General features: G+C 66.6%; 21 protein-coding genes and 1 pseudogene. 12 read left to right on the top strand and 10 right to left on the bottom strand.

What is annotated here, in order from left to right; all coding sequences use genetic code 11:
- Window positions 1-62 precede the first annotated feature (62 nt).
- From D3H54_RS06205 to D3H54_RS06195, 3 genes are read left to right on the top strand one after another with little or no spacing between them, the layout of a single operon-like run.
- On the top strand, window positions 63-1,256 hold the full coding sequence (locus tag D3H54_RS06205; RefSeq protein WP_149378313.1) for a thiolase family protein: 1,194 nt from the start codon (window positions 63-65) through the stop codon (window positions 1,254-1,256).
- Window positions 1,257-1,265: 9 nt separating this feature from the next.
- On the top strand, window positions 1,266-2,102 hold the full coding sequence (locus D3H54_RS06200) for an SDR family oxidoreductase (RefSeq protein WP_149378312.1): 837 nt from the start codon (window positions 1,266-1,268) through the stop codon (window positions 2,100-2,102).
- Complete coding sequence (locus tag D3H54_RS06195; protein WP_149378311.1) at window positions 2,102-3,028, top strand: alpha/beta hydrolase; 927 nt, start codon at window positions 2,102-2,104, stop codon at window positions 3,026-3,028. Before D3H54_RS06200 ends, D3H54_RS06195 begins: the two co-directional genes overlap by 1 nt.
- Before the next feature lie 240 nt (window positions 3,029-3,268).
- On the opposite strand, the gene D3H54_RS06190 is transcribed toward D3H54_RS06195, so the two are convergent.
- The 6 genes and pseudogenes from D3H54_RS06190 to D3H54_RS06165 all read right to left on the bottom strand — a co-directional run bounded on the left by D3H54_RS06190 (window position 3,269) and on the right by D3H54_RS06165 (window position 9,285).
- Entirely contained in the window at window positions 3,269-3,703 is a 435-nt protein-coding gene (locus tag D3H54_RS06190; protein ID WP_149378310.1) for a pyridoxamine 5'-phosphate oxidase family protein, read from the bottom strand.
- Window positions 3,704-4,104: 401 nt separating this feature from the next.
- Window positions 4,105-4,893 (bottom strand): enoyl-CoA hydratase, encoded by a 789-nt coding sequence (locus D3H54_RS06185; RefSeq protein ID WP_149378309.1) that lies wholly within the window; start codon window positions 4,891-4,893, stop codon window positions 4,105-4,107.
- Window positions 4,894-4,981: 88 nt separating this feature from the next.
- Window positions 4,982-5,239 (bottom strand): acyl-CoA dehydrogenase family protein, encoded by a 258-nt coding sequence (locus D3H54_RS06180; protein ID WP_286199133.1) that lies wholly within the window; start codon window positions 5,237-5,239, stop codon window positions 4,982-4,984.
- Complete coding sequence (locus D3H54_RS06175) at window positions 5,217-6,347, bottom strand: acyl-CoA dehydrogenase family protein (protein ID WP_149378308.1); 1,131 nt, start codon at window positions 6,345-6,347, stop codon at window positions 5,217-5,219. The genes D3H54_RS06180 and D3H54_RS06175 overlap by 23 nt, the downstream gene beginning before the upstream one ends.
- Window positions 6,332-7,561, bottom strand: coding sequence for an acyl-CoA dehydrogenase family protein (locus D3H54_RS06170; protein WP_149378307.1), 1,230 nt, complete (start codon window positions 7,559-7,561; stop codon window positions 6,332-6,334). The genes D3H54_RS06175 and D3H54_RS06170 overlap by 16 nt, the downstream gene beginning before the upstream one ends.
- Before the next feature lie 5 nt (window positions 7,562-7,566).
- Window positions 7,567-9,285 (bottom strand): annotated as a pseudogene (locus D3H54_RS06165) (thiolase C-terminal domain-containing protein).
- A gap of 143 nt (window positions 9,286-9,428) precedes the next feature.
- Here D3H54_RS06165 and D3H54_RS06160 point away from each other — a divergent pair.
- Window positions 9,429-10,187 carry an SDR family NAD(P)-dependent oxidoreductase gene (locus tag D3H54_RS06160; RefSeq protein WP_149378306.1) on the top strand — a complete coding sequence of 253 codons (759 nt, stop codon included), beginning with the start codon at window positions 9,429-9,431 and terminating at the stop codon, window positions 10,185-10,187.
- An 11-nt stretch (window positions 10,188-10,198) separates the two neighbouring features.
- Complete coding sequence (locus D3H54_RS06155) at window positions 10,199-10,993, top strand: SDR family NAD(P)-dependent oxidoreductase (protein ID WP_149378305.1); 795 nt, start codon at window positions 10,199-10,201, stop codon at window positions 10,991-10,993.
- 64 nt (window positions 10,994-11,057) lie between these two features.
- Here D3H54_RS06155 and D3H54_RS06150 read toward each other — a convergent pair whose 3' ends face one another.
- Window positions 11,058-12,176: an acyl-CoA dehydrogenase family protein gene (locus D3H54_RS06150; protein WP_286199132.1), complete on the bottom strand. Its 1,119-nt coding sequence runs from the start codon at window positions 12,174-12,176 to the stop codon at window positions 11,058-11,060.
- Window positions 12,177-12,178: 2 nt separating this feature from the next.
- Window positions 12,179-13,204 (bottom strand): acyl-CoA dehydrogenase family protein, encoded by a 1,026-nt coding sequence (locus tag D3H54_RS06145; protein ID WP_149378304.1) that lies wholly within the window; start codon window positions 13,202-13,204, stop codon window positions 12,179-12,181.
- Between the two features lie 234 nt (window positions 13,205-13,438).
- Between D3H54_RS06145 and D3H54_RS06140 the strand changes: the two genes are divergently transcribed.
- From D3H54_RS06140 to D3H54_RS06115, 7 genes are read left to right on the top strand one after another with little or no spacing between them, the layout of a single operon-like run.
- Window positions 13,439-14,623: an amidohydrolase family protein gene (locus tag D3H54_RS06140; protein ID WP_149378303.1), complete on the top strand. Its 1,185-nt coding sequence runs from the start codon at window positions 13,439-13,441 to the stop codon at window positions 14,621-14,623.
- Window position 14,624: 1 nt separating this feature from the next.
- The gene (locus tag D3H54_RS06135; RefSeq protein WP_149383367.1) at window positions 14,625-15,866 is read left to right on the top strand and encodes a cytochrome P450; all 1,242 of its coding nucleotides are present in this window, start codon (window positions 14,625-14,627) and stop codon (window positions 15,864-15,866) included.
- Entirely contained in the window at window positions 15,866-17,032 is a 1,167-nt protein-coding gene (locus D3H54_RS06130; protein WP_286199131.1) for an AMP-binding protein, read from the top strand. Before D3H54_RS06135 ends, D3H54_RS06130 begins: the two co-directional genes overlap by 1 nt.
- The gene (locus D3H54_RS31670; RefSeq protein WP_286199130.1) at window positions 16,945-17,466 is read left to right on the top strand and encodes a class I adenylate-forming enzyme family protein; all 522 of its coding nucleotides are present in this window, start codon (window positions 16,945-16,947) and stop codon (window positions 17,464-17,466) included. The genes D3H54_RS06130 and D3H54_RS31670 overlap by 88 nt, the downstream gene beginning before the upstream one ends.
- A gap of 18 nt (window positions 17,467-17,484) precedes the next feature.
- Window positions 17,485-18,573, top strand: coding sequence for an NAD(P)H-dependent amine dehydrogenase family protein (locus D3H54_RS06125; protein WP_149378302.1), 1,089 nt, complete (start codon window positions 17,485-17,487; stop codon window positions 18,571-18,573).
- 25 nt (window positions 18,574-18,598) lie between these two features.
- The gene (locus D3H54_RS06120; RefSeq protein ID WP_168214791.1) at window positions 18,599-19,012 is read left to right on the top strand and encodes a nuclear transport factor 2 family protein; all 414 of its coding nucleotides are present in this window, start codon (window positions 18,599-18,601) and stop codon (window positions 19,010-19,012) included.
- A 20-nt stretch (window positions 19,013-19,032) separates the two neighbouring features.
- Complete coding sequence (locus D3H54_RS06115) at window positions 19,033-19,809, top strand: SDR family NAD(P)-dependent oxidoreductase (RefSeq protein WP_149378300.1); 777 nt, start codon at window positions 19,033-19,035, stop codon at window positions 19,807-19,809.
- A gap of 27 nt (window positions 19,810-19,836) precedes the next feature.
- Here D3H54_RS06115 and D3H54_RS06110 read toward each other — a convergent pair whose 3' ends face one another.
- Window positions 19,837-21,561, bottom strand: coding sequence for an N-acyl-D-amino-acid deacylase family protein (locus tag D3H54_RS06110; RefSeq protein ID WP_149378299.1), 1,725 nt, complete (start codon window positions 21,559-21,561; stop codon window positions 19,837-19,839).
- 78 nt (window positions 21,562-21,639) lie between these two features.
- Window positions 21,640-22,551, bottom strand: a complete 912-nt coding sequence (locus D3H54_RS06105) for a beta-keto acid cleavage family enzyme (RefSeq protein WP_149378298.1) — start codon at window positions 22,549-22,551, stop codon at window positions 21,640-21,642.
- Window positions 22,552-22,591: the final 40 nt, after the last annotated feature.

The raw sequence follows: 22,591 nt of genomic DNA, 5'->3' as shown, positions 1-22,591 counted from the left end.
ACTGGCGTCTTTCGCATATGATGCCTACGCATTGATCCGCCGACATCTCAGGGGCAGGCAACGTGAATGACGCTGTAATCGTCGATGTGGTCCGACTCGCGTCCGGGAAGGGCAAACCGGGCGGGGCGCTCGCTGGCTGCCACCCGGTGGAGCTGCTGGGCCGCGTGCTGAGCCAACTCGTCGTACGCAACGACCTTGACCCCGCTCGCATCGACGATGTGATCGCCGGCTGCGTCGAGCAGGTCGGCGAACAGAGCTTCAACATCGCTCGAAGCGCCGTGCTGGCCGCCGGGTTTCCCGAATCGGTTCCCGCGACCACCGTCGATCGGCAATGCGGCTCGAGCCAGCAGGCCGTCCACTTCGCTGCGCAGGGGGTGATGGCCGGCGCCTACGACATCGTGATCGCCTGCGGTGTGGAATCGATGAGTCGCGTCCCGATGGGAACCGGATCTTCGGGGGCCGACACGTTCGGGCCAAGCGTCGCAGCGCGCTATCCCGACGGACTTGTCAAGCAGGGCGTAGCCGCCGAACGTGTGGCCGCCCGGTGGAAGCTCGATCGCGACGCACTCGACGCATATGCCACCACGTCGCACCAGCGGGCCGCCGCCGCCGTGGCTGCCGGGATGTTCGCCAACGAGATCGTCACCATCCCCGTCGTCGACACCGATGGCGTCGACACCACCCATGCCGTCGACGAAACGGTCCGGCCCAGCACCACAGCCGACGGCTTGAGCACGCTGAAGCCGGCGTTCTTCTCGGCTGAGGTGGCCGCGCGGTACCCGGAGATCGATTGGCGGATCACGCCGGGCAACTCCTCGCCGCTCACCGATGGCGCCTCCGCCGCGTTGATCATGAGTGAGAAAATGGCCGCGTCGTGCGGCCTGCGTCCCCGGGCCCGGTTTCACGCCTTCGCGGTCTGCGGCGACGACCCGTTGTACATGCTGACGGCCCCCATCCCGGCGACGAAACGGGTGCTGCATCGCGGTGGCTTGACGCTGGAGGACATCGATGCCTACGAGGTCAACGAGGCATTCGCGTGCGTGCCGTTGGCCTGGGCACACGAGTTGGGCGCCGACCCGGACCGGCTCAATCCCCGCGGTGGTGCCATCGCGCTGGGCCATGCACTTGGCTCATCTGGAACTCGGCTGCTGGCAACACTTTTGAACCATTTGGAAGCCGAAGGCGGCCGCTACGGCCTGCAGACGATGTGTGAGGGCGGCGGACTGGCCAACGCCACCATCATCGAGCGGTTGTAGGGGCCCGTCATGGCAGCTGACGACGTATTCGTGATCACCGGCGGCGCCGGCGGAATGGGACTGGCCTGCGCACACGCGTTGGCCGATCGGGGGCGGCTGCTGCTGGTGGACCTCGACGAGGATCAGCTCGAGGCTGCCCGCGCCGCGTTGGCCGCCGACGGCGCGAGCGTCGAGACGTTGCGCTGCGACGTGACGTCGCCCGCCGAGACTGCGGCGGTAAGCGAGCGGGTCCACGCGGTGGGCCGCTTCCGGTGCCTGGTGCACACCGCCGGTGTCTCTCCCGAGATGGCTGATGGGCCCACCGTATTGGAGGTGGACCTGGCGGGCAGCGTCCGCATCACCGATGTCCTTTTTCCCTTGGTCGAGCCGGGCAGCTCGGCAATCCTGATCGGCTCGATCGCCGGCTACAGCGAGGTAGAGCCCGCGGTGGAGAAGCTGCTCGACGATCCGCTGGCCGAGGGGTTCTTCGCGGCCGTCGAACAGACCTTGGGGCGCCCGCTGGACAGTGCCACCGCGTATGTGTTGGCCAAGCGCGGCGTGATGCGGCTGGCCGAGCGATTGGCCGCACCCTGGGGTGCGAAAGGTGGACGGACGATTGCCCTTTCGCCCGGCCTGATCGACACCGCGATGGGCAGGCTGGAGCTGCAGCGTCAGCCGATAGTGCCGGTGATGGTCGAGATGACGCCCGTGAAGCGACCCGGGCAGGCGCTGCCTGGCCGGCCCCAGGACATCGCCGCCGCCGTGGCCTTCCTCGAGTCCGACGCGGCGGCCTTCATCTCCGGATGCGACATCCGCGTCGACGGTGGCCTGGTCGGCGCGGGCAAGCACATGCTCGGCGTCGGGTGATGACCGGGCTTCGTCCCGAGGACGTTGACCCGCAGATCCGTTGTGCAGTCCGGGATCTGCCGGACTTCGTGTTCTCCACCGACACCCTGCCCGCGATGCGGGAGGCCGCGATTTTCGAGCCCGTGTCAGCACCTGATATCGAGCGCGTCGAGCTCTCGACGGACTCCGATTACGCAGTGCGGTTGAGTCTGCTGCGGCCGGCTGGCGCAGCCGGCGACCTACCGATGCTGTTTTGGATGCACGGCGGCGGGATGGTGATCGGCAACCGTCACATGGACGACGTACGCCTCACCGAGTGGTGCCGTTCCCTGTCGTGCGCGTGCGTCAGCGCCGAATACCGTTTGGCACCGGAAGTGGCCTACCCTGTGCCGCTGGATGACTGCGCGGCGGGGCTGCGCTACGTATTCACCCACGCCGACGAATGGGGCATCGACCGCGGCCGGATCGGGGTCGGTGGACGCAGCGCCGGTGGAGCACTGGCCGCGGCTCTCGCACTGCGATGGCGGGGCAGCGAACAGCATTCGGTGGCCTTTCAATATCTCGAGTACCCGATGCTCGACGATCGCGGCCAAACACCGTCGAGCAGGATCGACGGGCTGCCGGTATGGAGCCGTGAATCCAACGAGTTCGGGTGGCGCAGTTATCTGGCCGAGAGTTACCGGACCGACGACGTTCCGCCCGACGCGGCACCCGCCCGGGCGATCGACCTCGCTGGCCTGCCACCGACATTCATCAGCGTGGGGACCGCCGACTGCCTGCGCGACGAGGCTATCGACTACGCGGCGCGACTGTGCCGGGCCGGGGTGTCGACCGAACTGCATGTCTACGCCGGCGCAGTGCATGGCTTCGACATGTTCACCGACTGCGCCGTCTCCCAATGCGCTGCCCGCGACAGCGCCGATTGGCTGGCCCGACAGTTCGCCTGACACACCGTTCGTCAGCTGCGAAGGAGCGGCCCTGCGCCGCTAATGGCCCGTTGAGTGCCGCGTACCGCTCGGTGCAGCAGCAACATATCGTGGCTCCGCGCGGATCCCACCCCGCGCGTGAAGGTTGGCTTAGCAGGTGACCGACTGCGCGGTACCCACCTCGAACGGGCGCCAGGCTCCTTGATCCGTCGAGTTTTTGCCCTGATGGTCGCGGCCGGACGGATCGTCTCCGTGGATTGACTATCGCCGAAGCATTCGGTCAGCATCAAAGCTGTTCCACCCGTGGGGACGAAGCTCGATGATGACACGATCCTGCCGAGCCAACACCGCGGCATCCAGGCCGGAAATTGCTCCGAACTGCGGGTAGAACCATTCGGCAGTGGACACGTCATCGTGCACGATTGCCGTTGTGCGGGCACTGATCATCTGCCCGTGACGGAGATCCTTACCTGAGCTAGAGACTGCGACGGTGCTTCGTGGGTCAGCGAGTAGACAGCTGACCCGGGGCCGGTCGCGAAAGGAAGTCACCCAGAACGCGTCGCGGTCAAACACGTAGGTGAGGAAGGCCGACACCGGCCACCCGTCGCGGTTGAGCCACCCGACGGAACACTCGGTCTGTACTGCCAGAAGACGCTCTCGCTCGGTATCGCTTAGCCGGAAGGTGGCGAAATCCATGGCTTTCCAGATCACGCCGAAGCCGACCGCATCGGCGGCCCGAGTCCGGCGCCGACCGGTGCGCCCGGTACCCGAATTACGCAGCTATTCAACGACATCGAGACTCAGGATACCCGGACTGGGCGGCATCTGTGATGAAACGAGCCGCATTCTCAGCGGGCGACAGCTTCAGGCGCGCGAACGATGTGCGCCGCGAGGCATCATCACTGTCCCGTCGGGAACGGTGACTGCCTCTGCGGTCTTGGCACCGTTGTTCCCGGAGCTGACGCCGTGGCTTGCGCTGTGGCGCAACAGCATCAGCGTCGTCTGCGGCACAGTATCCTGACCGCGTCGCCGAATGGGCCGCCAGTCCGCGGCCCACACAGTGGGCAATCACTGATATCGCCCAGGACGCGCCACAGTTAACGTGGCCAGTTGGGCGGGCGCTTCTCGGTGAAGGCAGCCATCCCCTCTTTCTGGTCATCGGTCGCGAACGCCGAGTGAAACAACCGGCGCTCGAAGAGCAGTCCGTCCGCCAAGCTCGACTCGAAGGCGCGGTTTACCGCCTCCTTGGCCCGTCGGGCAGCCGGCAGCGACATGTCGGCGATCGTGGTCGCGACGGCTCTGGCCTCGGCGAGCAGGGTGTCGGCGGGGACCACCCGAGACACCAGACCACTGCGTTCTGCCTCCGCAGCGTCGATGGTGCGTCCGGTCAGGATAAGATCCATCGCCTTCGCTTTGCCGATCGCGCGGGTCAGCCGTTGCGAGCCGCCCATGCCCGGCAGCAGGCCGAGCTTGATTTCGGGTTGACCGAACTTCGCGGTGTCCGCGGCGATCACCACGTCGCACATCATCGCCAGCTCGCACCCGCCGCCCAAGGCGTATCCGGCGACCGCGGCGATCGTCGGTGTCCGCACTGCCGCCAGTTTGCTCCAGGCCGCCGAATAGTCCGCGCCGAAAACATCAGCGAAAGACAGACCTGTCATCTCCTGGATATCCCCGCCCGCGGCGAACGCTTTCTCCGAACCTGTGATCAAGACTGCGCCGATGCCCGTGTCGGCGTCGAATTGTGCTGCAGCCGTGGTGACCTCGACCATCACCAAGCTGTTGAGCGCATTGAGGGCCTTCGGTCGATTCAGGGTGATGGTGCCGACCCGCCCGTAAGTGGCCACCAGGATGGTCTCATAGGTCGTTTGATCTGACGTTGACATTCGATCTGGCTCCTGTACTCGCCGCGCTCACTGCGCGTTGTCATGTCCGTACCCGGTGGTCGGGCTGGCCAGCGGAGACGTGCCCCCACTACACACCACGACTGCGGCCAACGATTTCCTTCATGATCTCGATAGTGCCGCCGTAGATGGTCCGCACGCGCGAGTCCAAATAGGCCCGCGCGACAGGGCATTCCCGCCGCCTGTATCCGGCGCCGCCAGGTAGTTGTAGGCATCGGTCGGTAAGGCGCACCTGCGCGTCAGTCGAGCAACCCTTGGCCATCGCGGCCTGTTCGGAAGTCAACCAGGAATTCGGTGCCTTCCATTCACGACGCCACCGACGCTTCAACGATCGCCGCCAGGCGCTCGTGATGCAGGAACGGATCGCCGAACAGGACCTGATTCGCTTTGGCGCGCCGGTGATACAGGTGTAGGTCGTGTTCCCAGGTGAAGCCGATTCCGCCATGGATTTGCAGCGCTTCGCTGGTCAGGTTGGCGACGGCGGTCCCGACATAGGCCTTGGCGGCGCTCGTGGCCTCCCACGCGTCATCAGCGTCGGCCGCCACGGCCATCGCTGCATAGTAGGTGGCGGCCGTTGAGGCCTGCAGCCACATCCGCATGGTTGCGCACTTGTGCTTGACGGCCTGGAAACTGCCTACGGGGCGGCCGAATTGGACTCGAAACTGGGCGTACTCGACTGTCATGTCGAGCACCGCGCTCGCCAGTCCGAGGCTGTCGGCACAGATCAGCACCGACCCGCAACGGAGTTGCCGCCCGATGGCCGCCGCCTGTGCGGGCGCGGTGACGAGGGCTGACGCCGGAAGCACAACGTCGTCGAAGCGGACCTCGTCGAACCGGCGGGTGATGTCGATGGTGCGCTGTCGACGTACCGACAGTCCCGGTGTATCCCGCTCGACGAGGAACTGGCCCAGGTGTCCGTTCAGGCGCGCCGTCACCAGGATCCAGCGAGCACCATCGGCGTCCTGCACCGCTGTCTTAAGGCCGCTCAACCGGTACCCGTCGGCGGTGTGGACAGCGGTCGCATGGACGCCGCCCGCCTCCCATGACTGGCGGGGCTCGGCGAAGGCCCAGGTACCCACCGCCTCGCCGGCGGCCAGGGGAGGCAGCACGCGGGCCCGCAAGTCGTCATTGTCCGATCGTGAGATCGCCTCGGCAACAATGGCGTTACTGACCAGCGGCCCGGGTTGGACAGCCCTGCCGTGCTCTTCGGCGATCAAGGCGACATCGATGAGGTCACGACCTAGTCCGCCGTAATCTTCGGGGATCGGCAGCGCTGACCAACCCAGTTCGCCGCCCGCTTGCCAGACCCGCGGGTCATACCCAGGCCCTTCCTGGTCGGCGATATCGCGCACCCGACTGATCGGCGAAAGGCGGCCGATCAGCTGACGGGTGCTGTCGACCAGCATTCGTTGTTCGTCGCTCAGGCAGAAATCCACAGCACCTCCACGTGTTTACGCGCCCGCGGTTCTCGGGGCAGGCCCATCGACCGCTCGGCGACGATATTGCGCAGCACCTCGTTGGTGCCGCCGGCGATGGTCAGCGCCCTCGAGTACAGGAAGGCGTCCTGCCACCACCCATCGGCGATCGCGTCGGGGTCATCCTCGGACAGCAGCGAGTCGGTGCCCTGCAACTGCAGCCCGAACTCGGTCAGCGCAAGATTGGTTTCGCTGTAGAGAATCTTTGCCAGCGGCGCGTCGCCCGGGTCGGCGGTTCCCGCCATCGTGCGCGACAAGTTGTACTGGCCGAGCAGAAAACTCGCTCGCGCAGCAGCGTGCAGACGTCCAATCTCCTGACGGACCGCGTCGTTTCGCAGCGCCGGCTCGCCGGCGAGCTGTAATGTGCCCGCCATCGCGGCGACGTCACCGACGGCGCGCAGCATCACGACGCCCGCGGTGCCAACGCTGGAACGTTCGTGAACCAGGCTTGTCGTCGCCACCTCCCAGCCACGTCCGGGAGCGCCGAGCACGTTGTCCCCTGGTATCCGTACACCGTCGAGGAACACTTCGTTGAAGTCGGTCGTGCCGGTGATTTCACGCAGCGGCCGCACGTCGACTCCGGGACTGGTCATGTCCATCACGAACGCGGTAATGCCCGCATGCTTCGGTGCGTCGGGATCGGTTCGGGCCAGCAGGTAACCCAGTTCGGCATGTTGGCCATTGGTGGTCCAGACCTTTTGCCCGTCGACAATGAAGTCCTCGCCGTCGCGGCGGGCGCGGGTCGTCAGGTTAGCCAGGTCGCTTCCTGCGCTGGGTTCGCTGAACAGCTGGCACCAGATGTCCTGTCCGGCACGGATTCTGGGGAGGTAGCGTTGTTGCTGGTGATGGCTGCCGAAATGGATCAACGCCGCGGCGGCCAGCAGGCCTGCGCCGATCGGGGTGGGCACCCGCGCCCGAGCCATCTCCTCGCCGACCACGGTGGCGCGCAGCGGGTCCGCCGTGGCGCTACCACCCCACTCCGCGGGCCAGTCGTCACCGTAGTAACCCGCCTCGAACAGCTGGGCGGTCCACTTGCGAAGTGCCGGAATGTCATCCGCTTCGGGAGCGCGGACGCCGGCCTTTCGCATCGTCTGTACCGAGGGCCGATTCGCGTCAATGAACGTGCGGACCTCGAGGCGAAACTCCTCGATCTGCGGATCGTGATCTAACTTCATGGCCCTCAATCCCCTCGCCGTAACAGCATTGCCCCCCGGGTGTTCCACCCCCGGTCGTCACCACCGCCACGCGGGCGTCGGTGACTTGGCGGCCGGCGGCCTCCCCGCGCAGCTGCGCGATGGCTTCGGCGACGAAGCCGAAGCCATGGGTGCGTCCAGCGGAGAGCTGGCCACCATGTGTATTGAGCGGCAACGCACCGTCGAGTGCGATCGTTGCGCCCCCGTCGAGAAAGTCGGCCGCCTCCCCGATGCCGCAGAAGCCCAGAGCCTCCAGCCAGGAGACGGCATTAAACGTGAACCCATCGTAGAGCTGGGCGACGTCGACATCGTCGGGCCGCAGGCTGGTCCTGGTCCACAGATGCGCCGCTGGACCCCATACTTGCGGTTCGTGGGTCAGCGTGTCCTGATCCCAGGAGATTCGGTCGACCACCTGAGTGCCCACTGCCTCGACAAGCACCGAGGTTTTGGGCCGGTCGGCTGCGGTGTCGACGGATGACACCACGACCGCGATGGCGCCGTCGCAGGGGACGTCGCAGTCGTACAGGCCGAACGGCGAGCTGATCATCCGCGCGTCGAGGTAGTCATCGAGGGTCAACGGATCGCGATAGATCGCCGCGGGGTTGCGGGCGGCATTGGCCCGGGCGGTCAGCGCGATGGGCGCCAGCGGGGTTGCGGGCGGCATTGGCCCGGGCGGTCAGCGCGATGGGCGCCAGCGTCGATGCCCGGTCCCCGCCGTACCGCCAGAAGTAGTGCGAGGCATTCACGCCGATCCAGTTCGCGGCCGACATCGCACCGAACGGTGAGCGCCACTCGAACATGCCGGACGCCCGTCCGCCGCCAGCCCGGATCTTGCCGCTGCGCACAAGTTCGGTGTACGTCGCCTCCCATACGGTGCGGAAGCACAGTACGTGGCGGCATAGGCCTGCGGCGACGGCGAGCATGGCCGACACGATGCTGCCGGTCGGTCCCGGAGTTTCGCCGCCGCCGCTGATCCAGCTGGGCCGAATCCGCAGCGCCTCCTCCACGGCGGTAATGCCGCCCTCGGCCATTCCACCGGCGTACCCGCCCGGATAGGTTGCCAGGCCGTCGATCTCGTCGAGGGACAACCCGGCGTCCTCGACGGCGCGCAGGCACGCGGTGATCGTCAGCGACAGCGGATCGACCATCAGGCGCCGGCCAATCGCCGATGCGCCGACACCGGTCAGTGCCACCTTGTCCTCAAACTTGTTGGCCGACACCATCGGCCGCACCGCGGCGGTAAGATTTCGCGGCTCGGGAACCGGCCCAGCATCGGTAGCCTCGGGGTCCGGTTCGAACAGGGGAATCCACAGCTGATCGTGGTGCTCGAATACGACACGGACCCGCATCCCGATCGTGACCTCGTCGGGCTGACAGCCCACGATATTGGTCGTTAGACGCACCGACGGATCCTCGTCGAGGGCCACCACCGCGACCACGTAGGGCGGCGGAAATCGGGTCAGCCACTGCTGATGGTTGATGGTGAACCCGGCTACCGTCGCCCGTCCGGATACCGGCACCATCGCCACATCGGTGCCGCGGCACTCCGGGCAGATCGGCTGCGGCGGATGGTGATGATGGCCGCACGAGGCGCAGCGAGCGATCCGCAGCCGACCGTCAGCCCCGCTGGACCAGAACCTCTCACTGCTCAGCGTCGGCTGCGGCAGCGGCCGCTGGGCCAGCTCGTCCCTGCGAGCGTCGATCATCACACCTCCGAGACAAGCGGACCACCTCCGCTGTTGGCACTCAACGTATGCCCACATAGTAGAGCGTGCCTCTACTTACATGTACAGTGCGATCTCAACACAGGACTAGTTATCTGATCAATGAGTAGGGGTGAGGGTTCCGCGTGAAGATCAACGGCAGCACAGCGGTGGTGGTGGGGGGCGCGTCAGGGATGGGCCGGGCCAGCGCCGAGCGGCTGGTCGGACTCGGCGCCCGGGTCGCCGTCTTGGACCTGCCGGGCTCCGACGGGCCGGCCGTCGCCGAGGAACTCGGCGCGTCCTTCTATCCCTGCGACGTGCTGGACAGCGACGGTGCCGAACAGGCGCTGCAGGCTGCGGTCGAAGATATGGGGTCCGTGCACATCGCGATCAACACCGCCGGCGGCGGCACGTCGCAACGCACCCTGGCCAAGACAGGACCGCACTCGTTGGACACCTTCCGGGCGGTAATCGATCTCAATCTGATCGGCACCTTCAATCTCAACCGCTGGCAGGCCTTTCACATGAGCCGCAACGAACCCGACGACGGTGAGCGCGGCGTCATCGTCAACACCTCGTCGATCGCGGCGTTCGAAGGCCAGATCGGCCAGGTCGCCTATACCGCCGCCAAGGCCGGGATCGCCGGCATGTCATTGACGATGGCCCGCGACCTCGGCAGCCTCGGCATCCGGGTCACCGCGATCGCGCCGAGCCTGTTCGCCACCGGGATCACCGCGCGGATTCCCGACGACATGGCCGGCGCGCTCACCCGCGACGCGGCGTTTCCCCGCCGCATGGGACGCCCCGACGAGTACGCCGCTCTGGCCGTGGCCATCGCCGAGAACCAGATGCTCAACGGCGGCGCCATCCGACTTGACGCCGGCCAGCGGTTCGCCCCGAAGTAGGCGACGCCGTTATGGATCTCGGTTTCGCCGGTGCAACGGCGGTGGTTTCGGGCGGCACCCGGGGCATCGGGCTGGCCACCGCGCTGTGTCTGGCCGCGGACGGCTGCCGGGTCGGCCTGATCGGACGAGACGAGGCCCGGCTTGAACAAGCCGCGCGTGCGCTGACCGACGCCGGCTGTCCAGAGGTGCTGCCGTTGCGGGCCGACTTAGCCTTGGTTTCCGATGTGGAAGCCCTTTTCGACGAGGTCCAAACGCGCTGGGGCTCCCTCAACGTGCTGGTCAACGCGGCCGGCCCGGCCGGGGCTGGCCGCTTCGAGGACCTCGACGACGTGGGGTGGACTGATGCGTTCGACCAAGGTGTGCTCTCGGTCGTGCGCTGCGTTCGGGCGGCGCTGCCGCTGCTGCGGGCCGCAAACTGGGCGCGGGTGGTCAATGTGACCGCGATGTCGGTGCAGCACCAATCGCCGGGCTTGGTCAGCTACACCGCCGCCAAGAGCGCGCTGCTCAGCGTCACGAAAAATCTCGCGCGAAGCTTGGCGGCCGACGGCATCTTGGTCAACGCCGTCGCCCCCGGCCCGATCCTGACGGACTGGGCCCGTCCGGTACTGGCGTCGGCCGGCATTGAGCCTGACGACACCGTCGCCGCCTTCGGGCTGCTGCAGCGCGGTCACGGCATGTCGGTGGATCTGGGCCGACTGGGCCTGCCCCAGGAGGTGGGCGCGGTGATCGCCTTCTGCGCGTCCCGCGCGAACGGCTACATGACGGGCGCGCACCTCAATGTCGACGGCGGCAGCGACTTCACCTGACCGCCCCTCCTGGCAGGTCACCGGCGGGGGCGGCTCCGGGGGAAGCCCAGCCGGTTCTCCACGATCAGGCTGCGCAACACCTCGCTGGACCCCCGTAGATCGTGGTAGCGACCGCGCTGCGATAGTGCGCATCCAGTTTGCCGTCTACCGGCGCTTCAGCGTCGGTCCAGTCCAGCATGCCCGCCATTCCGGCGATGTCGATCGCGGCCGCCGACGCCCGGACGTAGCTTTCGGGACCGAACAACGCCGACACCGGTCCCGGCGGATCGCCCTCGGCTTCCAGAAACGCCACCCGCAGATCAAGCAGGTCGGCAACCTCGGCGTCGATCGTCATACGCGCCAGGCGTTCACGAACCAACGGATCTTCGATCAGCCGCGCACCGTCGGAACCGACCTGGGAGCGGGCGAACTGCACCGCGTCAGCGGCGACCCAGCTCGTTTTGGAGCCGGGCGCGACGTTCTGCTCGGCTTCCAAGGCCGCCCGCATCACCGCGAATCCCTCGTGCGCCTCGCCAACCCGATTCGCGTCGGCGACCCGCACGTCGTTATAGAACACGATGTTGGTGCGCTCATGGCCCATCGTGTGCACCGGCTGGATCTCGATCCCCGGGGAGTCCAGCGGCACCAGCAGCATGGTCAGGCCGCGAGTACCCGCCGACCCCGGCTGTGAGCGGGTCAGCAGGAAACAGTAATCGGCCAAGTGCGCAAACGTCGTGAAGATCTTCTGGCCGTTCACAATCCAGGTCTCGCAGTCCCGGTGCGCGCGCGTGGCGCAGGCGAAGACATCCGACCCTCCGGCCGGTTCGGTGTAGCCGAGGCAGATCAGCGTCTCGCCGGCGGCCACGCCCGGCAAGATCCTCGCCTTCAGTTCGGGGGATCCGACAGCCCGGATCGCATTGGCCGGCAGCATCGTCGTGCCCGGCCCGCTGATCGGCACCCCGCCGCGGCGCAACGTATCGCGCAGGACCGCCGTCTCGAACTGGTCGAGACCGGCACCGCCCTCCGTCACCGGCCACCCCGGCGCAATCCATCCCCGCTTGCCCAACTCCCTGGTCAGGACCCGGTCCGCACCGTCGCCGGTTCGGCGTTCGTTCTCAATCGATTCGCGCGTCACATGGGTGGCGACGAAATGCTCAGCTTCCCCCCGGATTTCGCGCCAACTGATCGGCTCGGAAAAATCCATGCTTACCTGCCCTCCTGAGAGACGGATCCAAAGCGTCGATCAGCCACCGTCAGCAGCTCGCGGCGCGGATCGGCGAAGGCGGCCGCCCACGCTTTGGCCCGCCGGTAGTAGAGCTGGATGTCGTATTCCTCCATGAAGCCGTATCCGCCGTGTACATGCAGGCTGTGCGTAGCCGCCTGATAGGCCGTCTCGGCAGCGAACACGAACGCCATCGCGGCCAGCGCGGGCGCGTCAGCATGCCCGCCGTCGACGGCCCAGCACGTTTTGGCGACCAGCAAACGGGCCCCGTCGAGGGCGGCGAGCGTATCGGCGAAGGGATGGGCGACCGCCTGATACATCGCTATCGGCTGCCCAAACGCCTCCCGCACGGTCGCGTAACCCGCACCGATCTCGACCGCCTCGGCCGCCAGCCCGATCAATGCCGCAGCCCGCAGCACCCGAACCTCGTCGAGTGCGGTAGCGAACAAGGCGCACGCCTCGGGCCCTTCCACCAACGGTGTGCGCTCACACCCCGTGGTGTCCCAGCGCCCGAGGGCAAGACCGCCCAGGTTGCGTCGGGGAACTCTCAAGACTCCATCGGGCCGTGCCAGATAAAGCAGGGATTCCCCGTCGAGCGCCAGGACGCCATCGGCGATCGCCCCGTCGATGAGCCACCGGCGGCCCGCCGCCGGCCCTCGTGCCACTGACACGATGCTCGACCCGGTCAAAATCGGCCCCAGCAGCTGCTTTTCCCGCAACCGACCGAGCAGCCGAGCCGCGGCTGCGGTCTCGACGAACGGTATGGGAGCCAGTCGCCGGCCCGCTTCCTCGGCCACCAACGCGAGTTCCAGCAAGCCCCCGTCGGCGCCGCCGCAGTCCGCGGGAACGCCGATGCCCAGGGCCCCCAAATCGGCGTAGCGGCGCCACAACAGCTCATCGAAACCCGTGGCCTCGGCCGCGCGGACCCGCTGCGGCGTGGACTCCTTGCGGAAAAACGCCGCGAAGGTGTCCCGGACCGCGCGTTGCTCCTCGCTCAGCCGCAGATCCATCGGTCCTCCTCGTGATGCGGGCACCACTGCTGTCTCGCTGCTGCGAGCCGAATGCGGTGCGGAAAGCGACATTACCTCTATCAAAGGGGCAACCTAGCAAAAAAGGAAACGCATATCCTCTTTTAACGCACTCGATGCTAGAGTAAAACAGCACACGGCCTGCTCTGAGGTGGAGTGGCACCGGACGCAACCACCGCATCGTGTGAAGAGGCGGTCGGCACAAGGAGGAGTTCGATGACAGACAAGTTGGGATTCACGGTTTTCGACGGTGACAACCACATGTATGAGACCCGGGATGCACTGACCAAGTTCCTGCCGCCGGAGTACCACGGCGCGGTCCGTTACGTCGAAGTCGACGGGCGCACCAAGATCGCCACGCTGGGCCAGATCAGCGACTACATCCCGAATCCGACGTTCGACAAGGTCGCCGCGCCGGGGGCCCAGGAGGATTACTTCCATAACGGCAACCCCGAAGGCAAGTCACACCGCGAGATCCTCGGCAAGGCGATCGATGCCACACCCGCGATGCGTGAGCCGGGGCCCCGACTGGCGCTGCTCGACGAGCAGGGCATCGACATGTCGATGATGTACCCGACACTGGCAAGCCTGGTCGAGGAACGCTTCCGCGACCACCCCGAGGCGACCCACACGATCATTCACGCACTCAACGAATGGCTGCACGAAACCTGGAATTTCGACTACAAGAGCCGCATCTTCACCACGCCGATCATCACCTTGCCCATCGTGGACAAGGCGATCGACGAACTGAACTGGGTGGTCGAGCGTGGAGCCCGTGCAGTCCTCATCCGGCCGGCGCCGGTCCCGGGGCTGCACGGTTCGCGGTCATTTGCGCTGCCCGAGTTCGATCCGTTCTGGAAGCGTGTCGTCGAGACCGACGTGCTGGTCATCATGCACGCCTCCGACAGCGGGTACGCCCGATACGCCAACGACTGGGAGGGCTCGGGAGAATTCCGACCCTTCCAGCCCTCGCCGTTCCGGTCCTACTACTCGCTGGCACGCAACCCCGCCGAAGACGCCGTCGCGGCGCTGGCGTGTCACGGGTTGCTGACCCGATTCCCCGAGCTCCGGATCGGCATGGTGGAGAACGGAACCACCTGGCTGCCCAGGCTTTTGGAGAACCTCAGCGAGACCCGCAAGAAGATGCCCCAGCTCTATGGCGAGGATCCGCTGGAAGCGATCCGGCGCTGCATCTACTTCAACCCGTTCTGGGAAGAGAACGTGGCCGAGCTTGCCAAACTGGTCCCGATCGACCACATCTTCTTCGGCTCGGACTACCCCCATCCCGAGGGTCTGGCCGACCCGCTGAGCTTCGCCGACCGCCATCCCGAACTGAGCGACGACGAGGTCGCGATGGTGATGGGCGGCACCCTGTCGACCATGATGCGGATGCATGCCTGAGATGTCGACCGATCAAGGCGCCGCACCAGCCACCGTGCGCGAGGGCTCAGCCCCGATGGAGTTCGACCCCTACTCCGACAGCTTCTTCGACGATCCGTATGCCACCTACCGCTGGATGCGTGATGAGGCGCCGGTGTACTACAGCAACCGATGGGACTTTTATGCCCTTTCCCGCAATGCGGATGTGGTTGCCGCGCACCGGGACTGGGAGACCTTCAGCAGCGCCTACGGTGTGACCCTGGATGCGTTGTCGATGCGCCAGAGGTTCGACAGCCTCAACATGTTGATCCTGTTGGATCCTCCCGAGCACGAGCGGCTACGTAAGCTGGTGCGCCAGGTGTTCACCAAGGCCGCGATCGCCAACCTCGAGCCGCTGGTGACCGACGTCGTCACCTCCCACGTCGAGGCGCTAGCAGGAAGAACCGAGTTCGATTTGGTGGCGGATTTCGCCGCACTGTTCCCCGTGGAGATCATCTCCTCCATGCTCGGTGTCCCGCCGGGGGAACGCCAACAGATCCGGCTCTGGACCGACGAGTTCCTGCACCGCGAAAAGAACAACCCGTTCGCCACCGAAAGCGGAGTGGCGGCCTCGATGGCGATGGGCGAGTACTTCCTGGAGCTGGCTCGCGAGAAGCGCCGCCGACCCGACGACCTCATCATCAGCCGGCTGGTGACCGCAACCTACGATGACGACGAGGGGCAGAGACACCGGCTCACCGACGAGGACATCGGCACCTTTTCGGTGTTGTTGGCCGCAGCGGGCAGTGAGACAGTCACCAAGCTAATGGGCAACGGCACCATGGCTTTTCACCACAATCCCGACCAGTGGGAGCTGGTGCTCGCCGACCCCGGCCTGATCCCGGGTGCGATCGAGGAGATGCTCCGGCTCAATCCGCCGTCGCAATACCAGGGGAGGTTCACCACCCGAGACGTCGAACTCGAGGGCGGCACCATCCCGGCAGGATCGCCGACACTGCTGGTCACCGGCGCCGCGACACGCGACCCCCGCGCTTACGACCGGCCCGACGAATTCGACATCAAACGCGGCGGCGCCACCACCCTGGCGTTCGGCTACGGCGCACACAGTTGTCTCGGGTCCTGGCTGGCCCGCCTGGAGACCCGGGTCGCGCTGCAACAGCTGCGCGAACACTGGCCGCGGTTCGATGTCGACACCGACGGGCTGCAACGGGTCACGATGTCCAACGTGGCCGGCTATTCCCATATCCCGGTACGCGTCCGTTGATGGCTGCGGCGCACGATGCGCTGCCGGGCAGCATTCCCGAAGTGCTGGCGATTCGGCGTGCGCACGCCGACGGCGAATTCCTGGTCACCGACAACGAGCGACTGAGTTTCGCCGAAGCGGACGCGCAGTCACGGACCCTGGCCGAAGCACTGTTGGCCAGTGGGGTGGGAAAGGGCACGCGGGTCGGCATTCTGTTCTCGAACTGCGCTCAGTGGCTCATCTCCTGGTTGGCGGCGGCCCGCATCGGGGCCCTGACCGTTCCGCTGTCGACCTTCGCCCCCGGCGTAGAACTGGCACGGCTGCTGCGGCACACAGACACCCACGTGTTACTGATGGGCCGCTCGATCGCGGGCCGCGACCTCGTCGACCGACTCGCCGAAGCCCTGCCCGGGCTCGCCGACGGCGAACCGGCGATCACCCTGGCCGCCGTCCCATATCTGCGGCGAGTACACGTGTGGCCTGACTGCGATCGGTCGTGGGCAACACCGTGGCCGCGCCCGGCGAAACCGGCGGTGTCCCTGGCCGATTCAGCCGAGCAGGAGGTCCGCCCATCCGACGAGCTGGTCCTCGTCACTACCTCCGGGACGACGGCGCTGCCTAAATCGGTGGCGCACACCCATGGCAGTCTGGTGCGCCACGCCGCCATCCTGGCGCGGCACCGCGGCGTCACTGCGGCCGACCGCATCTACTCCCCAATGCCCTTCTTTTGGGTCGGCGGCCTGACGATGGCAGTGCTGCAGGCGCTGTGCACCGGTGCGACCGTCCTGGCCCAGGACGTCTTCGAACCCGGTGCCACGCTGGCGCTGCTCGAGCGGGAGCGAGCCACTTTCATCTCCTGCTGGGCGCAGGCCAGTCAAGCGATGGCCGATCACCCCGACTTCGCCAAGCGCGACCTTTCGAGCGTGCGAGGCGGCACCATGGTGCAGGCCCTGCCGCCGGAACGCCGGCCCAGCGAGCCCGAGCTAACCCCCAACCTGCTCGGGATGACCGAGACCGGTGGCCCGCACACCATGGTCGAGGTCCCCGATACTCCCCTACCCCCGAGCGGCGGGGCTCCTTCGGAATCCCGTTGCCGGGCGTGGTCGCGCACCGGATCGTCGACGCCACCGGTGGCGAATTGCCCCCTGGCCAGGACGGCGAGATCCAGGTGCGCGGCCAACTGCTGATGAGCGGCATTTACAAGCAGGAGCGCCACGACGTGTTCACCGCTGACGGCTGGTACCCCACCGGTGACCGCGGATGGTTCGACGCTGCGGGACATCTGCACTTCACCGGACGCGCCAGCGCCCTCATCAAAACCGCCGGATCCAACGTGTCGCCGGCCGAGGTCGAATCCGTGCTGGATGCGATGCCCGGGGTGCTGCACAGCTTCGTCGTCGGCCTGCCCCATCCGGTACGCGGCGAGGTCGTCGCCGCCGCCGTGGTGCCTTCTCAAGGCACGAAACTGTCTCCCGAGGTTGTCATCGCGCACGCGCGGAGCAACCTGTCATCGTTCAAAGTGCCGACTGTCCTGAGCGTCCTCGCGGAGAGCGAGGTGCCCATGCTGCCTACCGGCAAAGTTGATCGGCAGGCACTTGTCAGGTTGTTAAACGTTGAGTGATGCGAGCGGAGAACACCGTTGACCTACAAAGTCGTGCAATGGGGAACCGGCAATCTCGGAGCGCTTGCGGTGCAAAATATCCTCAAGCATCCCGACCTGGAGCTGATCGGCACCTGGGTGTCCTCATCTCAAAAGGCCGGCCGCGACGTGGGTGAGTTGTGCGGGGTCGCGCCGATCGGCCTGCGTGCAACACAAGACGCCGAGGCGCTTATCAACAGCGACGCCGACTGTATCTGCTACGCCGCCAACAGCATGGGCCGCGAAGACGAAGTCGTCGATGACTGCGCGCGCATCCTGGCCGCCGGCAAGAACGTCGTTAACGTCTCCGACCCGGCGCTGGTCTACCCGAAGGCCAAGAGCGGCAACGCCTATGACCGTCTGCAACAGGCATGCCTGGCCGGCAACGCGTCGTTCTACACCAGCGGTGGCGATCCCGGCTGGGCCGGATTCGGACTTGCGTTGGCGCCGCTGACGGTGGCCCAGCAGGTCCGCTCGATCCGCCTGTTCGAGATCTATAACTACGGTCCCTGGGATAACCCGCAGCTGGCGCTTTATGGTTTCGGCCAACCCGACACCTCAACGTCGATGATCCTGGCACCCGGCGTGACCGCGGGCATCTGGGGCCCGACCGTGGCGATGCTGGCCGACGCGATCGGGGTGACTCTGGACAGCATCGACGAGGCGCACCGGGTGATCTACGCCGAGGCGGACTTCGATATCGCCTCTGGCCGCATCCCCAAAGGCACCGTCTCGGGCATGTCGTTCGAGATCAAGGGGATGGTCGACGGGCAGGCGAGCATCGCGATCGAGCACATCACCAAGCTGCGCCGCGAGGACTTTCCCGAGTACGGCCCCGACGACGTCTATCGGGTGGTCATCGAGGGCGAACCCAACATCACCGTCGATATGTCACTGACCTCCGACTTCGGCGATACCACCCACGCCGGCTACGTCGTCGCGGTCACTCCGGTCACCAACGCCATCCCGGCGGTGTGCCAGTCACCGCCCGGGGTGCTGACCTACCTCGACCTTGCTCCCCACGGTGCCCGCGGTCTACAACGGGGCACATCATCAGAAAGGGACACCAGCGATGTATTCGCGAGATGAATTAGCTTGTGCGCACGACCATTTCATGGCGGTCAGCCACGCCGCCCAAGAAAGTGGACAATGGGATGACTACTGCGATCTGTTCACCGAGGACGCCCTCTACGTCGAGCATTTCCTGGGCACGTCCCATGGGCGTGACGAGATCAAGAAATGGTTCATCCCGGCGATGCAGGCGTGGCCGCAGATGCGCTATCCCCTGCGCTGGCGCACCTTCGACGAGCAGAGCGGATTGGTGGCGTTCGCCGTCGGAAACGATATGCCCGACGTGGACGGCAACGGCCCGTATTCGGTGGAGTCGTGGACGCTGCTCGAATACGCCGGCAACCATCAATGGCGGCGCGAGGAAGACATCTACAACCCAGACACCATGTTGACGATGCTCAGCCGCTGGTGTGACGCGGCGGGCGTACCGTTTCCTGCTCCCGAGTTCAACGGCTGAGCCGGGACCGGGTGAGCATCATGGACATCACAGGAGCTAGTGCGATCGTTACCGGTGGCGCGTCGGGTATCGGCGCGGCGGCGGCGCGGCTGTTGGCGGCGCGGGGGGCGAAAGTTGTCGTCGCCGATCTGCAGGGCGACCGGGGGGCGCAACTCGCCGACGACATCGGTGGTGCGTTCGTCCGGGTGGACGTCACCAATACCGGGGAGATCGAGGCAGCCGTCAACACGGCAACTGACCTGGGCCCGCTGCGCGTGCTGGTCAACTCCGCCGGTATCGGCGGGGCCCGCCGCACCATCGGCCGGGACGGCCAGTTCGCGTCGGCGCACAATCTCGACGCCTACAAGAAGATCATCGCGGTCAATCTGATCGGCACCTTCGACTGCATCCGGCTGGCTGCGACCGCGATGAGTCGCACCGATCCATTGGACAACGGTGAACGCGGTGCGATCGTGTCGATGGCCAGCGTCGCCGCCTTCGACGGCCAGATCGGACAGGCCGCCTACTCGTCGTCCAAGGGCGGCGTGGTGGGCATGACACTGCCCGTGGCTCGCGACCTCGCCGCGGTCGGCATCCGCGTCAACACCATCGCGCCCGGACTGATCGACACGCCGATCTACGGGGACGGCGAGGAGGCCGAAGTCTTCAAGGCCAAGCTGGGCGAATCCGTGCTGTTTCCCCGGCGTCTGGGTAGCCCCGACGAATTGGCCTCAATGATCGTCGAGCTGGTGACCAACTCGTACATGAACGCCGAGATCGTCCGGGTGGACGGCGGCATCAGGATGCCGCCGAAATAGCCGAGCCGCGAGCGCGCCCGCGCCGGATCAGGTTGGGGCGGGCCGGCGACCGCGGACAAGTCGGCCGGGTCGGGCGTCAGTGGGTACGTCGTGCTCGGCGATCACTTCGCCGGACACGATCGTGGCGACGTAGCCGGTGGCGGCCTGGTCGAGTCGGCGGCCGCCGCCCGGCAGGTCGTGGGTGACGACGGGTCGGTGCAAGCGCAGCGCGGCATAGTCGATGACGTTGAGGTCTGCCTTATATCCGACGGCGATGCGGCCACGGTCGAGCAGTCCGGCGACTTTGGCCGGTGTCGAGGTCAGCTCCTGCACTGCCTGGGCGACCGACAGTCGGCCGGTATCACGGTCGCGGGACCAATGCGTGAGCAGGTAGGTCGGATAGCTGGAGTCACAGATCATCCCGTAGTGGGCTCCGCCGTCGCCCAAACCCAGGACGACGTCGTCACGACGGATCAGCGTGCCGACGGTATCGAGTGAGGTGTCGGTGAAGTTGGCCATGGCGCCCAGCAGCATGGCGTGGCCGTCGTCGTCGAGCAACCGATCGTAGGCCTCTTCCAGCGGCGTGACGCCTCGTGCGGACGCCCGAGCCAGGATGCTGTCGGCGCGGTCGGGTTCGTAGTTGGCGCGGTCGTCGATCGGAAAAATCCATTCCCAGGCTCGCCCGAGGTGGAACAGCGGATTGGAGGCGGCGTCGCTAGGGTGGTCGGCCAGGATCTTGGCGCGCACCTCGGGCCTGCGCATGAGTGCCACGCGGTGAGCCAGCGGGAGCTGCGCGATCTCGCGGTACGTGGGACACAAACTGAACGGGTTCATGGTCAATTCCAAGCCCAGCATCAACCCGACGGGCCGGGGAAACACTTGGGCGGTGACCTCGCCGCCGGCGCTGTTAGCCTGCTCCATCAGGGTGAGCGCCTCCTGCCACAGCGGGTCGCCAGCGTTGCTGATGAGCAGGGTGAACGTGACCCCGAGGCCCGTGGCGTGGGCGGCGTCGAACACCGGCTGCAGGACCCGGTGGTAGCCGCCGACGGGAAGGTCCGGCACGAATTGGATCAATCCGCCGCCGCCGTCGGCGATCCCGCGGGCAATTTCGAGGATCTCGGTGCCGGCCGCCTCATAACTGGGGATTGGTTGCCCGCTGTCGGTGCGGTGACTGGTCAACCGCGAGGAGGCCAAGCCCAGCGCCCCAGCCCGGGCCGCCTCGGCAGCCAGCGCCCGCATCTGCGCCAAGTCGGCCGCCGTGGCCGGTTCACGCGCGGCGCCGCGCGGCCCCATCACGTAGACCCGCAGCGGCGAATGCGGCAGCAACGCCGCCACATCGATATCGCGTCGGCCCGCATCGAGCCGATCCAGAAACTGCGGGAAGGTCTCCCAGTCCCACGTCAGCCCTTCTGTCATCACCACCCCCGGAATGTCTTCCACCCCGGCCATGACATCGACAAGCACCTCATGATCGGCTTCTCGGCAGGGCGCGAACCCCACCCCGCAGTTGCCGACGACCGCAGTGGTCACACCGTGCGAGGACGACGGGTTCAGCCGGTCCGACCAAATCGCTTGACCGTCGTAATGGGTATGCACGTCGATGAACCCCGGCGTGACCAACCACCCCGCCGCGTCGATCTCACGCCAGCCGGCCCCATGGAACGAGCCGACCGCTGCGATCACGCCACCGCGCACCGCCACGTCGCCGCGACGAGGCGCGGCACCACAGCCGTCGACGATCGTGCCGTCACGAATCACCAGGTCGTACTGCATTCGGCACGCTCCTTTCCGGTGTGTACAGGCACTGCGGGTTCGTGACCGCCGACTCGTGGTCTACCGGCCGTGCGGGGCTCACCGGACATGGTGGTCCCCCGTGGCGGCGGATTCCACCGCCTGCCGGGGAAGGCCCAGCAGCGCGGCCGCCTCGGTGCTGGTGGCGATCTGACGGCCCGCGGCCGCGACGGCGTCGACCGCCTCGGCGACCAACTCGACATTGGTAGGAGTGCGCGGCCCGGCATAGAACTCCAGTCCCACATGCAGATGTCCGCCGGCCTCCAGCGCCGCGCGACACAACTCGCTGCGCCCCAGGTCATCACCCACCGCCGAAGCGGCCCAGGGCAGACCGGTCCCGTCGAGGAGCTCCGCATACGCCGCCAAGGCCGTGCGGCTGGGCGGCAACCCGAATGCGGTTCCGCTCAGGCCACGGGGAGAACTGAAATACAGCTTCAGAAATGAGCCGGCCGGTAGCTGCCCGCGGTCGTGGTAGGCCAAGACAGTGCGCAAGAACCCCGGTTCGTAAATGGCCAGGCTCGGACCCAGCCGATGGGTGCGGCAGAGCTCCAGCTGATGGGCGATGTCGTCGAAGGTGTTGCTGTACACGAACGCACCGGTGGGCAACCCGTTGATCGCGACGCCCATGTTGACCGATCCGGGGTCGCTGACCCCCATCCGCAGCAGGCCGGACGCCGCCAACGGCGGCAGGTGGTCATACCACTGAGCTGGCGGGCCGAGGTTGATCGTCGGATACCACAGCGCGTCGGGCCGTTCGGCGAGCACCCGCCGCCAGATGCCCAGGTACACCTCAGCTGCCTCCTCGCCGGAGAGGTTGTAGTCGGTGATGTGGTGGTGCACGATCGCAGCCCCGGCCTCGAAACAGGCCAACGCGTCGGCGACGATCTCGTCCTCCGTCACCGGCACATATGGATTCATCGCTTTCTGTGTCGTGCCGTTGATCGCGGCCTCGATGATCACTAATCCGCTCACTATTGCTCCTTCACCGGCGGGGGAATGAGGTCGCGCAACG

It is taken from the genome of Mycobacterium sp. ELW1 (genome assembly GCF_008329905.1).
Taxonomy (GTDB): domain Bacteria; phylum Actinomycetota; class Actinomycetes; order Mycobacteriales; family Mycobacteriaceae; genus Mycobacterium.
The sequence above is the reverse complement of the archived record's forward strand: the minus strand, read 5'-3'. Positions and strand labels throughout refer to the sequence as shown.